This window comes from Aureimonas endophytica (assembly GCF_014642635.1).
Classification (GTDB): Bacteria; Pseudomonadota; Alphaproteobacteria; order Rhizobiales; family Rhizobiaceae; genus Plantimonas; species Plantimonas endophytica.
This window is the reverse complement of the sequence record NZ_BMIQ01000004.1, coordinates 163,156-177,201: the sequence shown is the minus strand read 5'-3', so window position 1 is coordinate 177,201 and position 14,046 is coordinate 163,156. Positions and strand designations below refer to the sequence as shown.

At 70.0% G+C, this 14,046-nt stretch carries 13 protein-coding genes; 1 reads left to right on the top strand and 12 read right to left on the bottom strand.

What is annotated here, in order from left to right; translation table 11 throughout:
• Positions 1 to 37 precede the first annotated feature (37 nt).
• The 12 genes from IEY14_RS14250 to IEY14_RS14195 all read right to left on the bottom strand — a co-directional run bounded on the left by IEY14_RS14250 (position 38) and on the right by IEY14_RS14195 (position 12,211).
• A complete protein-coding gene (locus tag IEY14_RS14250) occupies positions 38 to 424 on the bottom strand; it encodes a cytochrome C oxidase subunit IV family protein (RefSeq protein WP_244639485.1) in 387 nt (128 codons plus the stop codon).
• On the bottom strand, positions 421 to 1,062 hold the full coding sequence (locus tag IEY14_RS14245; RefSeq protein WP_188909563.1) for a cytochrome c oxidase subunit 3 family protein: 642 nt from the start codon (positions 1,060 to 1,062) through the stop codon (positions 421 to 423). Before IEY14_RS14245 ends, IEY14_RS14250 begins: the two co-directional genes overlap by 4 nt.
• Entirely contained in the window at positions 1,059 to 2,768 is a 1,710-nt protein-coding gene (locus tag IEY14_RS14240) for a cytochrome c oxidase subunit I (RefSeq protein ID WP_188909562.1), read from the bottom strand. Before IEY14_RS14240 ends, IEY14_RS14245 begins: the two co-directional genes overlap by 4 nt.
• The gene (gene coxB / locus IEY14_RS14235; protein WP_188909561.1) at positions 2,765 to 3,727 is read right to left on the bottom strand and encodes a cytochrome c oxidase subunit II; all 963 of its coding nucleotides are present in this window, start codon (positions 3,725 to 3,727) and stop codon (positions 2,765 to 2,767) included. The genes IEY14_RS14240 and coxB overlap by 4 nt, the downstream gene beginning before the upstream one ends.
• Positions 3,724 to 4,512 (bottom strand): thioredoxin domain-containing protein, encoded by a 789-nt coding sequence (locus tag IEY14_RS14230; RefSeq protein ID WP_188909560.1) that lies wholly within the window; start codon positions 4,510 to 4,512, stop codon positions 3,724 to 3,726. The genes coxB and IEY14_RS14230 overlap by 4 nt, the downstream gene beginning before the upstream one ends.
• Positions 4,513 to 4,736: 224 nt before the next feature.
• Positions 4,737 to 5,255: a hypothetical protein gene (locus IEY14_RS14225; protein ID WP_188909557.1), complete on the bottom strand. Its 519-nt coding sequence runs from the start codon at positions 5,253 to 5,255 to the stop codon at positions 4,737 to 4,739.
• Positions 5,245 to 6,297 (bottom strand): hypothetical protein, encoded by a 1,053-nt coding sequence (locus IEY14_RS14220; protein ID WP_188909556.1) that lies wholly within the window; start codon positions 6,295 to 6,297, stop codon positions 5,245 to 5,247. The genes IEY14_RS14225 and IEY14_RS14220 overlap by 11 nt, the downstream gene beginning before the upstream one ends.
• On the bottom strand, positions 6,294 to 6,818 hold the full coding sequence (locus tag IEY14_RS14215) for a c-type cytochrome (protein WP_188909554.1): 525 nt from the start codon (positions 6,816 to 6,818) through the stop codon (positions 6,294 to 6,296). Before IEY14_RS14215 ends, IEY14_RS14220 begins: the two co-directional genes overlap by 4 nt.
• The gene (locus tag IEY14_RS14210; RefSeq protein ID WP_188909552.1) at positions 6,815 to 7,345 is read right to left on the bottom strand and encodes a DUF3341 domain-containing protein; all 531 of its coding nucleotides are present in this window, start codon (positions 7,343 to 7,345) and stop codon (positions 6,815 to 6,817) included. Before IEY14_RS14210 ends, IEY14_RS14215 begins: the two co-directional genes overlap by 4 nt.
• Positions 7,342 to 8,682 carry an NrfD/PsrC family molybdoenzyme membrane anchor subunit gene (gene nrfD / locus IEY14_RS14205; RefSeq protein ID WP_188909550.1) on the bottom strand — a complete coding sequence of 447 codons (1,341 nt, stop codon included), beginning with the start codon at positions 8,680 to 8,682 and terminating at the stop codon, positions 7,342 to 7,344. The genes IEY14_RS14210 and nrfD overlap by 4 nt, the downstream gene beginning before the upstream one ends.
• Positions 8,679 to 11,558 carry a 4Fe-4S dicluster domain-containing protein gene (locus IEY14_RS14200; protein ID WP_188909548.1) on the bottom strand — a complete coding sequence of 960 codons (2,880 nt, stop codon included), beginning with the start codon at positions 11,556 to 11,558 and terminating at the stop codon, positions 8,679 to 8,681. Before IEY14_RS14200 ends, nrfD begins: the two co-directional genes overlap by 4 nt.
• Entirely contained in the window at positions 11,555 to 12,211 is a 657-nt protein-coding gene (locus IEY14_RS14195) for a cytochrome c3 family protein (protein WP_188909546.1), read from the bottom strand. The genes IEY14_RS14200 and IEY14_RS14195 overlap by 4 nt, the downstream gene beginning before the upstream one ends.
• Positions 12,212 to 12,659: 448 nt before the next feature.
• Between IEY14_RS14195 and IEY14_RS14190 the strand changes: the two genes are divergently transcribed.
• Positions 12,660 to 14,042, top strand: a complete 1,383-nt coding sequence (locus IEY14_RS14190; protein ID WP_244639484.1) for an extracellular solute-binding protein — start codon at positions 12,660 to 12,662, stop codon at positions 14,040 to 14,042.
• Positions 14,043 to 14,046 lie beyond the last annotated feature (4 nt).

The window sequence follows — 14,046 nt, the reverse complement described above, 5'->3', positions numbered from 1 at the left end:
AACGTCGCCGGCCGCGACGCCCGCCGGCGAGCGCCGCTCAGCGCGGCAGGCCGCTGGCGGCGACCGGCGCCGGATCGGCGGGCGCCTCCTGCGGGAAGCCCGGCAGGCGTTCGCCGGCGAGGCGGAACGGGTAGTCCGTCAGCGTCATGGTGAAGAGGGCCGCCAGCCAGAAGCAGCCGGCAAGGGCCGCGAGGGCGAAGAGCGCTGGCGAACGGACGAGCTTCATGAAGACGAGGGCGACGAGGAGCGCCTTCAGGAGCGCGATGGCGTAGGAGACCGGGCCGTTCGCCGCGCCCATCGGGAGATAGGCGAGGCCGAGCGTCGCGGCGAGGAGCAGCATCAGCGCCGCGCCGACGGCGAGCGGGCCGCGCCAGAGCGCGAGGCCGCCGCCCGTCTTCCGCCCGGAGGGCCGCGCCGCGCTCACGCCCCGCCCGCCCGGCCGCCGAGATAGAGCAGCGGATAAAGGAAGATCCAGACGATATCGACGAGATGCCAGTAGAGGCCGAGCACCGGCAGCGTCGCGCTGTCGCGGAACGGCAGGCGGCCCTGGCGGATGCGCAGCATCACCAGCGCCACCGTCGCGATGCCGATGGTGAGATGCAGGGCATGGACGCCGGTCATCGTCCAGTAGAAGCCGTAGAAGAGGCGCGCGGGCGAGTCGCCGAAGGCGAAGTCCGGCCCCGGCCAGAGATGCTTCTCGACATCCTCGCGATATTCGAAGCCCTTCACCACGAGAAAGGCGAGGCCGAGCGCGGCGGTGAGGCCGAGGCAGCGCAGCGCATCCCGCCGCAGGCCCTCTTCCGCCGCCTTGTCGGCCACGGCCATGGTGACGCTGGAGGCGAGGAGGATGGCGGTGTTGAGACTGCCGAAGACGATGTTGGTCTCGCGGCCCGCCGCCAGCATCTCGTTCGGATGGAGCTGGCGATAGACCAGGAAGCAGAGGAACAGGCTGCCGAAGAACAGGATCTCGCTGGCGAGGAAGCACCACATGCCGAAGCGCGCCGCGAGGCGCTGGCGGCCGAGGTCCTCGAAGGGCTCGTTGAGGGCGGAGCCGGCGCTCATGCGGGCGTGCCCTGCGCGCTGTGCGGCCGACGCTTCTCCGGCTCCTCGTGTCCCGGCGCCTCGCGCTCCGGGTGATAGATATAGGCCTCTTCCGTGACGATCGGCGGACGGGAGAAGTTCTCGCGCGGCGGCGGCGAGGTCGTCTGCCATTCGAGCCCCGTCGCGCCCCAGGGATTGGGCTCGGCGCGCCGGCCGTAGCGCAGCGACCAGGTGAGATAGACCATCGGCAGGAGATAGGCGGCGGCCAGCACCGCCGCGCCGGCCGAGGAGGTGACATGGTAGATCTGGAATTCCGGCGCATAGTGATGGTAGCGCCGGTTCATTCCCAGATAGCCCATGAGGAATTGCGGGAAGAAGGTGAAGTTGAAGCCGAAATACATGAGGATGGCGGCGAAGCGCGCCCAGCCGTCCGGCGCCATGCGCCCGGTGATCTTCGGCCACCAGAAATGCAGCGCGCCGAAAAAGGCCGACACCGCCCCGCCCACCATGATGTAGTGGAAATGGGCGACGACGAAATAGCTGTCCGTGACGTGGATATCGACCGGCAGCGAGGCGGTGAAGAGGCCCGACAGGCCGCCCACCGTGAAGAGGCCGATGAAGCCCAGCGCATAGAGCATCGGCGCCTCGAAATAGATCTGGCCGCGATAGAGCGTGAAGGTCCAGTTGAAGACCTTGATGGCCGAGGGCACCGCGACGACGAAGGAGAGGAAGGAGAAGACTACCGCCGCGAAGGGCGACATGCCGGCGACGAACATGTGGTGGCCCCAGACGAAGAAGCCGATCACCGCGATGCCGAGGATGGCGTAGATCATCGCCGTATAGCCGAAGACGCGGCGGCGGGCGAAGCAGGCGACGAGTTCCGAGATCACCCCGAAGGCCGGCAGCACCATGATATAGACGGCCGGGTGGCTGTAGAACCAGAAGAGATGCTGGAACAGCACCGGGTCGCCGCCATGGGCGGGATCGAAGATCGGCAAGCCGAAGAGCCGCTCCGCCATGAGGAGCAGGAGCGAGATGGCGAGCACCGGCGTCGCCAGCACGATGACGAGCGCCGTCGCATATTGCGTCCAGACGAAGAGCGGCAGCCGCCGCCAGGTCATGCCCGGCGCCCGGAGCACATGGATGGTGACGATGAAGTTGACGCCCGTCGCGATGGTCGAGAAGCCGGCGACGAAGACCGCGAAGGCGGCGAGCGCCACATAGCCGTTCGAGAAGAGCGAGGAGAAGGGCGTATAGAAGGTCCAGCCCGTATCGACGCCGCCGAGGACCAGGCAGGCGACGACGCAGAGCCCGCCGACGATGTTGAGATACCAGGACAGAAGGTTGAGGCGCGGAAAGGCCATGTCCTTCGCCCCGATCATCAGCGGCAGGAGGAAGTTGCCGAAGCTCGTCGGGATGGAGGGGACGAGGAAGAACCAGACCATCACCACGCCATGCAGCGTGAAGAGCTTGTTGTAGCCGTCATTGGTGAAGAAGCGGCCCTCTGGCGCGATCAGCTCCAGGCGGATCAGCGTCGCGGCGATGCCGCCGATGAAGAAGAAGATGGTGATCGAGCCGAAATAAAGGAGCGCGATCCGCTTGTGGTCCGTCGTGAGGAGCCAGGAGCGCAGCGAGCGCCCGGCGGTGAGATAGCTGCCCTCAGCGATCTCGCCGAGCGGCGCGTGGCGGCGGGCGATCTCGGCGGCGTCGAGGCTTGCGTCGCTCATCGTGTCGTGGTCTCCCCGGCAGGGTCCGCCGCGCCCAGCGCACGGATATAGGCGACGAGCTGGGCGAGTTCGTCCTCCGAGACGCTGCCGGCGAAGCTTGGCATGATCGGCTCGTAGCCGGCGGCGATCTCGCGCCGGGGCTGGAGGATCGAGTCGCGGAGATAGCGCTCGTCGACCAGGACTTGAGAGCCGTCGGCGAGCGGGATGGTGCGGTTCCAGAGCCCGGCGAGATCGGGCGCGTGAACAGGCGAGCGTCCGGCATGGCAGCCGGCGCAGCCGAGCCGGACGAAGAGCCGCCCGCCTGCCTCGCCGAGATCGTCGCCCTGCGGCTGGGCGCGCAGCCATGCGGCATAGTCGGACTTCGACAGGACCGTGACGCTGCCGCCCATCACCGAATGGTCGGTGCCGCAAAGCTCGGCGCAGAAGAGATGATAGGTGCCGACCCGGTCGGCCTGGAACCAGCCCTGCGTCAGCCGGCCCGGCAGGATGTCGCGCTTGAAGCGGAAGGCCGGCACCCAGAAGGAATGGATCACGTCCTCCGAGGTCATGGCGAGGCGGACCGGCGTGTCGACCGGAATGTGCAGGCTGTTGATCTCGCGCGGGCCGCTCGGCTGTTGCGTCTTGAACATCCATTGCTTGGCGGTGACATGCACCTCCATCGCCTCCTGCGGCGGATCGTAGCCGGAGAGCTGCGAGGCCGCCGCCCACCAGAACAGGAACAGGAAGAGGAAGAAGGTCGCGGCCGTCCAGCCGATCTCGAATTCGCGCCGGATGAGCGCCGGCATCTCGCCGCGCGGCGCCGGCGAGCCGTGGCGATAGCGCACCGCGAAACTGACGATCAGCCCGAAGACGAGCAGGATCACCAGTCCCGAGACGAGCAGAAGGGCGAAGAACAGCGTATCGACCGCGTGGCCCTGGACGCTGGCCGAGGGCAGCCAGAAGATCGGATTGGCGTTCATCGCGCGCCTCCGCCGAGCCGCGCCGCGCGCCGCACGAGGCCGGCGAGGGCAAGGCCGAGCGCCAGGAGCGTGCCGAGGCCGGCAAGCCGCAGCGCCAGCTTGATGTCGGCGGTGTAGAGCCCGCTCGCCGGATCGAAGGCATAGCATCGCAGCATGATCCGCTCCGCCAGACCGCCGACGCGCCCCTCGCCCGTCTCGACAAGGGCATGACGCAGCGTGTCCGGCATCAGCGACAGGCCGGCGAGCGGGCGGCCGATGCGCCCGTCCGGCGCAAGGGTCAGCAGCGCCGCCGGATGGGCGAACTGATCGGTCTCCGCATCGTAGCGATAGCGATAGCCGGCGCTCGCCGTCAGCGCCGCGAGCGTTGCGGCATCCGCATGGAAGATGTGCAGGCGCGCGGCGAGGCCGGGCGGCAGGCCGGCGAGCGTCCGGTCCGCGAGGCGGCGCGCGGTTTCCGGTCCGTCCTTCGGATCGAGGCCGATCACGATGAGCCCGGCATCGAGATCGGCGAGCGCCGGATCGGCCAGCGAGGCACCCGCGATGGCGAGCTCGGCGCCGCAGACGCTTTGGCAGGTGAAGTCGGCGAAGACGAGAAGCGAGACCGGGCGGGCGGCGAGAAGGCGGCCGAGCGTCGTCGGCTGACCGCCCTCCGTCAGCACGGCGCCGAGCGGCAGACGCGCGCCGGGCGGCGGCGCCAGCTCGACCGCCGCCAGATCCGCCGGCGCCAGCGCCGCGCGGGCCTCCGGGCCCGGCAGCGACAGGAAGGCCAGCGCGAGGAGCGCCACGCAGAGGATCGAGGCCAGGATGGAGGGCGAGGACCCGGATCGCCGTCCTGGCGAGGAAGAACGCCGCCCAACGGCTCCGCCGCTCCCGCCACCGCAACGATGCCGGGCCCTGTCGTCCGCGATTAGCCTGATCTCCCCCCTTGAGGGGGAGATGCCGGCAGGCAGAGGGGGGTGCGAAGGCGTGAGCCTTCGATCCGCGCGGCCGCGAGGGTCCGGCCCGCGTCTCATCGCGAAGCCCCCGCCGCCGTCGCGGCGCCGACGGCGCGGGTGCGGGCATCGTCGGGCGGCGCCACGGAGGTGAGCGGCGCGAAGGCCGCCGGCCCGCGCCCGACGAGGATCGCCATCGCCCGCTCCACCGGGATCTGGAGGATGCCCTTGTCGCGGTCCACCCATTCCGTCCGGCGGAGGCGCTCGGTCTGGAGGCTCACCAGCCGGTCGTAATCGGCGGCGGGATCGATTTGGAGCCTCGGAGCCGGCAAGGCATGCACGTCCTGCGAGGGCGAGGACAGGTCGAGCCGCGCCGCCATGTATGCGCCGAAGCCGGCGAGCGCCACGGCCACGAAGAGCGCCCAGCCGAGGAACAGCCAGAGGACGCGGCCGGTCGCGACATCCGGCGCCTCCGGCTCGACCTTGCCCGGCAGGACGGTGGCGACGAGGACGCGCAGGCCATGCGCGGCCCCTTGCCAGGCACGGGCGAGGATGGCGGCGGAGCCTTTTGCGTGGCGGGCGATCTCAGGCGCCATGGATCACCCTCCCCGCCCGGAGAGCGAAGGCGCTTCGCTCGTGGAACAGAGCAGCGAGCGCGGCGGCGGCGATCGCCGCGAGCGGCAGGGCCAGCCAGAAGGCGACCGAGCCCTGCCATTCCGGCACCGTCCACCAGAGCGTGCGCAGCGCGATGCCGACGAGCACGGCCCAGCCGACCATGCGCTGGAGGCGCGGCGAAGCGCGCCAAGCGGAGATCAGGACCAGCGCGAAGGGCAGAAGCACCGCGCCGACGAAGGCGAGAGCCAGGGTCACCGAAGCGAGCGGCCCGGCCCGGCGCAGATACCAGGCGGCCTTGTCCGGCAGGTTGCCATCATAGGCGACGAGGAACTGCATCAGATCGAGATAGAAGAGCCCCAGCGCGAAGGCGGCGGCGAGTTTCGCCATGTCGTCCCTTGGCAGGTCGCCCCGCCCCGTCGCCATGGCGAAGCCGGTGGCGGAGAGAAGGCAGGCGACCGTGAAGCTCATCGCGAAGGCGCTCGACTGGAAGCGCGGGTCGAGCGACAGGACCCAGTCCACCGCGACGAGGCTGACGGTCAGGCCGAAGAGAACGAGGCCGAGACTGGCGAGCCCCTTCGTCAGCCGGTCCGGCCGGGCGGCGGCGAGGAGCGCGAACCCGCTCCAGAGCGCCAGCGCGACGAGGCTGCGCAGGGCGAGGCCGGGCGCGGTGAGGTAGAACCGGGCCAGTTCGGTCGAGGGCCGGCTGGCGGGATCGGCCGCCCAGCGAAAGACGAGGGACGGCCAGAGCAGCGCCGGCAGGACGAGAAGCGCCACCGCCGGCAGGGCGTGCGCCGCCCGCGCCAGCGCCGGGCGCATCGCCCGCCCCCATTCGCCTCCGGTGAGGCGATGAACGAGGAGGAGCAGCAGCGCGCCGACCGGCACCGGCAGGAGCAGCAGGAAGGCGGTGAAGATACCGCGCAGTATGCCGGGAGTGTCGATGATGGCGAGCGCGAGAAGCAGGCCGGCGGCGACGAGGCCGAGCCAACGGGGATCGCGGGGCCGGGTCGGGGCCACGGCGCTCATCGGGCCTCGCTCGCCGCGTCCGGCGCGTCGCCGGCCGAGGCATGCCGGGCAAGCTGCAGGGCGCGGATATAGGCGGCGATGGCCCAGCGGTCCCGGGGCGCGACGCGGTCGCCATAGGCATACATCGCGCCATAGCCGTTGCCGATCACGTCGACGAAATGCGCCGCCTCGGCGGCCCGCAGCCGATCGGTGTGATAGGAGGGCGGCGGCGAGAAGCCGCGCTGGACGACGATGCCGTCGCCGTCACCGGCCAGCCCGTGGCAGGGGGCGCAGACCTCGCCGAAGAGCCGGCGGCCGCGCCCCATCAGCTCGGCCGTCACCGGCGGCGGGGTGGCGAGAAGCGCCCGCCGCGCGCCGTCGCCGCGCGCCACGACGCCCTCCGGCAAAGGCCGGGCGGCACTGGCGCTGCCCCAGAGATCGCTCGCCTCATCGGTCTTCAGCGAGGGCTGGTCCGCCATTTCCTGGCCGGAACAGCCGGCGAGGAGCAGGGCGAGGAGCAGGGCGGGAATCTGGCGGTTCATCGCGGCAGCTCCGCCACCGACAGGGCGCCGAGCCCCTTCAGATAGGCGCGGGCCCGCCCGGCCTCCGCCGCGTCTCCAGTCTCGACTTCCAGGAAGAAGCGGTCCTGCGTCGCCCGCTCGAAGCCCGGCAGGTCGAAGATCGGATGGTGGAGGCGCGGCAGCCCGCAGCCGACGAGCAGCGCGACGAAGCCGCTCGACCCGGCGCCGAGGATCGTCATCTCGAAGATCGCGAAGAAGAAGTCGGGCCAGCTGGCGAGCGCCCGGCCGCCGGCCGGCATCGGCAGCACCTGCGTCACCGAGAGCCATTGCAGGAGAAGCGCGGCAAGGCCGCCCGCGAGCCCGCCGAGAAGAAGCGCCAATCTCAGCCGGGTCGGGCGCAGGCCCTCGATCTCGCCCGCCAGCCCCTCGACGGCGAAGGGCGTATAGGCGTCGCGCACGAAAAAGCCCGTCGCCTGCCGCACCTGGCGCGCCGCGAGCAGGATCTGTCGCGGGCCGGCGAATTCGGCGAGGAGCCGAGGCGCACTCATCGTCCCTCCCCCTCCGGCACGAGCTGGCGCACCTCGTGCATCGAGACCGCCGGCACGAAGCGCAGGAACAGGCAGAAGAGGAACAGGAAGAAGCCGAGCGAGCCGGCAAGCAGCAGCCCGTCCCAGAGCGTCGGCGCGTAGAGGCGCCACATCGCCGGCAGATGGCTGCGCGACAGGGTGTTGATGATGAGAAGGATGCGCTCGAGATACATGCCGAGATTGACGGCGAGCGCGACGAACACGAGCGCCGGCACCGCGCGCCGGGCGCGCGGCCACCAGAAGAGCTGCGGCACGATGCAGTTGCAGGCGAGTTGCAGCCAGTAGAGCGGCGCATAGGCGCCGCCATATTGGAAGGCGACGAGCGTCCGGTCGGCCTCGTCGCCGGTCAGCAGGGCCTCGAAGCTTTCCGTGGCATAGGAGAGCGTCATCACCAGCGAGCCGGCGAGGAGGATCTTCGCCATGGCGTCGAAATGGGCGAGCGTGACGAGGCCGGTATCGCCGAGATAGGCGCGCACGGCGACGGCGAGGAGCACGACCATGGCGAAGCCCGAGAACATCGCGCCGACGACGAAATAGGGCGGAAAGATCGTCTCCTGCCAGCCGGGCATCGGCCCGGCGGCGAAATCGAGGCCGACGACGCTATGCACCGAGACGACGAGCGGCACGCCGAGCGCCGCCATCGTGCGATAGAAGGCCTCGTAGCGCTGCCAATGCCGGGCCGAACCGCGCCAGCCGAGCGCCAGGACGCCGTAGCAGACCTGGGCGCGCCGCGTCCGCGCCCGGTCGCGCAGCGTGGCGAAATCGGGGATCGCCCCGGTATACCAGAACAGAAGGGAGAAGATCAGGTAGCTCGCGATAGCGAAGAAATCCCAGACGAGCGGGCTCTTCCATTGCGGCCAGGCGCCCATCGTATTCGGGTAAGGCATCAGCCAATAGGCGTAGAAAGGCCGCCCGAGATGGAGGATCGGGAACAGGCCGGCGATGGCGGCGGCGATTAGCGTCATCGCCTCGGCGAAGCGATTGATCGAGGAGCGCCAGCGCTGCCGCGTCAGGAGCAGCATGCAGGAGATCAGGGTGCCGGCATTGCCGATGCCGATCCACCAGACGTAGTTGGCAATCGGAAAGCCCCAGACGACGACGGTGTTGTTGCCGAAGATGCCGATGCCCTCGAAGAACAGCCAGCCGAGCACGCCGAGGAGGAGCAGGGTGAGAAGCGCGCCGAGGCCGAAGGCGATCCACCAGCCGCGCGGCACCGGACGGGTCAGAACCGGATCGGCGATCCGCTCGGTGACGGCCGCATAGGACCGGTCGGGCGCAAGCAGCACCGCCTCGCTCATGTCCCCTCCCCTTCCAGCGCGGGATTGGGGTTGAGGAGCCGGGCGAGATAGGTGGTGCGGGGCCTCGTGCCGACCTCTTCGAGGAGCGCGTAATGCTGCGGCTCCTCACGCAGCGCCCGCACCTCCGACTTTGCCGAGGCGAGGTCGCCGAAGCGGATCGCCTCGGTCGGGCAGGCGCTGGCGCAGGCCGTCACCACCTCGCCCTCGCGGAGGTCGCGGCCTTCCGCTTCCGCCGTCTGGCGCGCGCCGGCGATGCGCTGGACGCAATAGGTGCATTTCTCCATGACGCCCCGCCCGCGCACGGTGACGTCGGGATTGAGCAGCGCCTGGAGCGGCGGCTCGCCGAGATTGGCGTATTCCTGGCCGTTGGCATAGCCGAAGAAGTTGAAGCGCCGCACCTTGTAGGGGCAGTTCGCCTGGCAGAAGCGCGTGCCGACGCAGCGGTTATAGACCTGGCCGTTCAGCCCTTCGTGATCGTGGACCGAGGCGCCGACCGGGCAGACCGGCTCGCAGGGCGCCTTCTCGCAATGCATGCAGGGCACCGGCTGGAAGGTGGCGCGGCCGGGCTCGCCCGGCGCCTCGTAGGCGTCGATGCGCAGCCAGTGCATCATGCGCCCGGCGCGGATCTCGTCCGGCCCGACCACCGGCACGTTGTTTTCCGACTGGCAGGCGATCACGCAGGCATTGCAGCCGATGCAGAGCGTCGTGTCGATCACCATCGCCCAGGCGGCGCGCTCGCCTCCGCTTCGATCGGGCGCCTCGTAGGATTGCGGGCCGTAGAAGCTCGGCGGCTCCGCCTTCTCCCGCAGCCGCTTGCCGGCGCGCCGCTCGGCGAGCGGCATGCGGGGCGCGAGATCGCGGCCCTCCTCGGAAAGGTCGAACTGCGTGCGCGGAATCGGCTCGCCCCGGCCGAGCCGCGTCAGCCGCGCGCCGGCGAGCTGCCAGAGCGCATCGGAACGGCGCAGACGATAGGCATCGACGCCGAGCCCGACGCCGATCGCGCCCGCCCGGTCGCGGCCATAGCCAAGCGAGAGCGCGGCCACGCCCGGCGCCATGCCGCCATCGACGAGAACCGGCGCGTCGAGGCTGGCGCCGCCGGCCTCGATCCGCACCGCATCCTCCGAGGCGAGGCCGAGCCGCGCCGCGTCGGCGGGCGCGAGGCGCAGGACATTGCCCCAGACCTCGTGCGTCACCGGCTTCGGGCATTCCTGCAGCCAGGCATTGTTGGCATAGCGCCCGTCGAAGATCGTCGGATCGGGCTCGAAGAGCAGCACCAGCCCGCTGTCCGGCGTGGCGGGCGGGCGCGGCGGCATGGGCGGCGGGCGCGGCGGCGCGACGGGCGGAGCCGCGCTGTCCGGCACGCTGCCCGCTTCGAGCACGGCGCGCCACCAGTCCTCGAAGCCTTCCGCCGGGCGGCCCGCCGCCCAGGTGTCCCGCACGAGCGCGCGGGGCTCGGGCGCCGCATCGCCGCCGAGCGCCGCGAGGAGTTCCGCCGCCGTCTTCGAAGCGTGAAGCGGCCGGATCAGCGGCTGGACGATGCCGGCCGTGCCGTCGACGGCGCGCAGGTCGCCCCAGGCCTCCAGAGGATGGCTTTCCGGCACGTGCCAATGGCAGGCATAGGCCGTCTCGTCGCGATAGAGACCGAGATGGAGGGCGAGGCCGGCGCGGCGCAGGCGGGGACCGAAATCCTGGTCGCGCGGCGCGTCATAGGCGGGATTGGCGCCCAGCACGAGAAGCGTGTCGACCCGGCCGGCATCGAGTTCGGCGCCGAGCGCCGCCAGGCTTTCCCCGTGATCCTCCGGGACGGGATCGACCGGCTCGATCAGGTCGAGCGCCGTCCCGAAGCCGCCCAGCCGATGGTTCAGCCAATGGCCGAGGGCGTGGAGCTCCGGCGGCTGGCCGTCGCCGACGAGAACGAGCGCTTCCCGCCCGGCCGCCTGGAGATCGGCGGCGAGGCCCGCGAGAAAGCCCTCGTGCGGACCGGGCGTGGAACCCGCGCCTTCGCCCAGCCGCTCGGCGAGCGCGAAGGCGAAGCCGGCGAGCTCGCCGGGGGCGAGGGCCAGCCGATGGTCGGCCATGCGGCCGGTGAGGCTCGGCCGGCTTTCCACGACATAGAGCCGCGCCATGCCGCTGGCCTCGCCCCGCACCGTGCGGCGGGCGCGAAAGCCCTTGGCGTTGCGGATCTGGCCCGGCCCCGGCCCGAGCGGATCGGCGCCGAGACAGAGGATCGTCGCGGCGCGATCGAGATGCGGCAGGGTGTCCAGCACCCGGCCGAAGGCGAAGCGCGCGCCGGCCCGCGCCGCGTCGTCGCCGACCGGCTCGTGGCGATAATGGCGCAGCTTCGGATAGGGGCCGGCCCGCAGCGCCGCGATCTGGCGCAGGAGCGTCGGCGAGGTGACGCGGCCGGTGAGCAGCGCCAAGCCCTCGCCGCCGCGCTCGGCCAGCCGCGCCCGGCGCGGGCGCAGCTCGCCGACCAGCGCTTCCCAATCGCGGATCGCCCCGTCCTTCAGCAAGGTCTGCGAGCGGTCGGGATCGTAGAGGCCGAGAATATCGGCTTCGGCGAAGACATCCGTGCCGCCGAGGCTGGCGGGATGCGCGCCATTGCCGGCGATCTTGATCGGCCGGCCGTCGAGCGAGGTGGCGAGAACGCCCCGCCCGTAGCCGGCGAGCGGCAGCGAGGTCGCGAAGAACAGCGGGCTGCCGGCGGCCCGGCCGGCGGGATTGGCGACGAGCGGCACGATGTCCTCGGCCGGCTTGCAGCCGGCAACGCCCGCCGTCAGCCCGAGCGCCAGCAGCCGCAGGGCGTCGCGTCGGCGCAGCGGCGCCCCGGCGAGACCGGCGAGCGCGGCGGCGAGCGGGTCGGACGGCGCGCTCATCGGTGGCAGACCGTGCAGTCGAGGAGATGCGCCTTATCGATGCCATGGGCGGCGACGAGCGCCGCGCCGCGCGCCGCCTGGTCCGGCGGCGGCTGCCATTTGAAATCGTAGATCGCCGCCTGCGGCCGGAGCTGCCGTTCCGGCGCCTTATGGCAGTCGAGGCACCAGCCCATGGTCAGCGGCGCCGCCTGGCGGATCAGCGGCATCGCGGTGACGTCGCCATGGCAGGAGGAGCAGCCGACGCCGTTCTGCACATGGACCGCGTGATTGAAATAGACATAGTCCGGCAGGTTGTTGACGCGGTGCCATTGCAGCGGCCGGTTCTCGGCGAGGCTTTCGCGCACCGGGGCGAGCATCGCCGCATTGGTCCAGATCTGCGAATGGCAGCTCATGCAGACATTCGTCGTCGGCATGCCGGCGAAGGCCGTTTCCTCCACCTGGGAATGGCACATGGCGCAGCCGATGCCGAGCTGGCGCACGTGATGGGCGTGGCTGAAGGGCGGCAGCTGGTCGAGCGTCACATCCTGGCCGGTCACGTAGGGCGATCCCATGAGGAGATAGGCGAGAAGGACGAGCGCGAGGGGGCCGAGCGCCAAAGCGGCAAGCAGCATTCGCGCATAGGTCGTCGCTCCCGGCTGGAAGATCTGCGGCACGGGAAGACGATCAGCGGCCGGGCGCGGCCCGCCGCGACAGGATATTCAAGCTGCGACGAAGGACGCCCATCCCCGCTCCCGACGGCTTCACGAGTTCGTGCGGTTAGAACTGGTCCAGACAAGGCCGGGCGCAAGCCATGCCGGCGGCTTTGCCGCGCAAGAGCGTCGGAAAGATCGTTTAGCCGCGCGTTGCCATGGGCGGACTGCCGCCACGGCAGGGCGGAGGATTCCGGCGCCGTCGCGCGGGCGAAAAGCGGCGGGATTGACGCGAATTTCGCACGCCTCCCGGCCAATATCCGCTAAGCCATTGGTCTTGTTTGTCATTTTTCCTTCGTGGAAATGTCGTGCGCCTGAAATCCGCACGCCATCGTCCACGCTCTAAGAAAGGCGCGTCGGACCTTCGCCAGATGCCACGCGGCCTCGAGGTCCAAACCCTTTGAAAGGTCAGATGATGAACAGCCTCCTTTCCGGCGCCCGGCCGCGTTCGCGCGGGCGTGCGGCTCTCGGCGCTATTCTCGCCGCCACCGTCGCCACAGCCGCCCTCGGCGCGACGCCCGCCTTCGCCGAGAAGGTGAAGTTCGAGTTCTGGAACGGCAATTCCGGCGACATCGCCGAGCGCATCCAGGATGCCTGCAAGAAGTTCAACGAGTCGCAGAAGGATTACGAGGTCGTCTGCACCAGCCAGGGCGGCTACGACACCAACCTTCAGAACACGATCGCGGCCTATCGCGCCAAGAAGCACCCGGTCATCACCCAGATCTACGATGCCGGCACGCTCGACCTGATGCTGTCGAACGCCTTCGTTCCCGCCAAGAAGCTGATGGCCGAGAACGGCTACAAGATCGACTGGGACAATTATTTCGGCGGCATCGCCAATTACTACGCGACGGCGAAGGGCGAGCTGCAGTCCTTCCCCTTCAACTCCTCCACCGCCGTCTTCTATTATAACGGCGCGGCCTTCAAGAAGGCCGGCATCGTGGAAGGCCCGAAGACCTGGGACGATGTCGCGGCGGATGCGAAGAAGCTGAAGGAGGCCGGCTTCGACTGCCCGCTGGCCTTCAACTTCGATCCTTGGGCGCTGATGGAGCAGTTCTCCGCCATTCACAACCAGCCGCTCGCCACCAAGGCCAACGGCTATCAGGGCCTCGACGCCGAAGTCCTGTTCAACAAGACGAAATTCGTCGACGAGGTGAAGTTCTTCAAGAAGATGACGGACGACAAGCTCTTCGTCGTCAAGACCAAGCAGCTCGGCATGGACATCGTGCCCGCCTTCACCTCGCAGACCTGCCAGATGATGATGTCCTCGGTCGCCGACCACGCGACCGTCGGCAAGACCCTGCCGGCCGATGTCGAATGGCACGTCACGCTCCTGCCGGTCATGGCCGGCACCGAGCGCCGCAACTCGCTCGTCGGCGGCGCCTCGCTCTGGGTCATGAAGGATCGGCCGGAAGCCGAATACAAGGGCGCGGCCGCCTTCCTGAACTTCATCGCCCAGCCCGACATGGTCGAATGGTGGTCGACGGTCACCGGCTATATCCCGGTGACGAAGACCGGCTTCGAGGCGATGAAGGCCAACGGCTTCTACGACAAGCCGCAGTTCAAGGGCCGCGAGCTCGCCATCCAGAGCCTGACCTACACGCCGACCTCCGAGAACACGCGCGGCATCCGCCTCGGCAACTACACGCAGATCCGCAAGGAGGTCTCGACCGCGCTGGAGGCGATCTTCATGCAGAATGCCGACGTGCAGAAGAGCCTCGACGAGGCCGCCGACCGCTCGAACGCGCTGCTGCGCCGCTTCGAGAAGACCTATGCCGGCCAGAAGCTCGACTGAGCCC

Excerpts from the sequence above, each read along its gene's own strand:
- IEY14_RS14240 (WP_188909562.1), bottom strand. The coding sequence starts at position 2,768 with ATGAGCGACGCAAGCCTCGACGCCGCCGAGATCGCCCGCCGCCACGCG.
- IEY14_RS14200 (WP_188909548.1), bottom strand. The coding sequence starts at position 11,558 with ATGAGCGCGCCGTCCGACCCGCTCGCCGCCGCGCTCGCCGGTCTCGCC.
- nrfD (WP_188909550.1), bottom strand. The coding sequence starts at position 8,682 with ATGAGCGAGGCGGTGCTGCTTGCGCCCGACCGGTCCTATGCGGCCGTC.
- IEY14_RS14225 (WP_188909557.1), bottom strand. The coding sequence starts at position 5,255 with ATGGCGCCTGAGATCGCCCGCCACGCAAAAGGCTCCGCCGCCATCCTC.
- IEY14_RS14215 (WP_188909554.1), bottom strand. The coding sequence starts at position 6,818 with ATGAACCGCCAGATTCCCGCCCTGCTCCTCGCCCTGCTCCTCGCCGGC.
- IEY14_RS14210 (WP_188909552.1), bottom strand. The coding sequence starts at position 7,345 with ATGAGTGCGCCTCGGCTCCTCGCCGAATTCGCCGGCCCGCGACAGATC.
- IEY14_RS14190 (WP_244639484.1), top strand. The coding sequence starts at position 12,660 with ATGATGAACAGCCTCCTTTCCGGCGCCCGGCCGCGTTCGCGCGGGCGT.
- IEY14_RS14220 (WP_188909556.1), bottom strand. The coding sequence starts at position 6,297 with ATGAGCGCCGTGGCCCCGACCCGGCCCCGCGATCCCCGTTGGCTCGGC.
- coxB (WP_188909561.1), bottom strand. The coding sequence starts at position 3,727 with ATGAACGCCAATCCGATCTTCTGGCTGCCCTCGGCCAGCGTCCAGGGC.
- IEY14_RS14245 (WP_188909563.1), bottom strand. The coding sequence starts at position 1,062 with ATGAGCGCCGGCTCCGCCCTCAACGAGCCCTTCGAGGACCTCGGCCGC.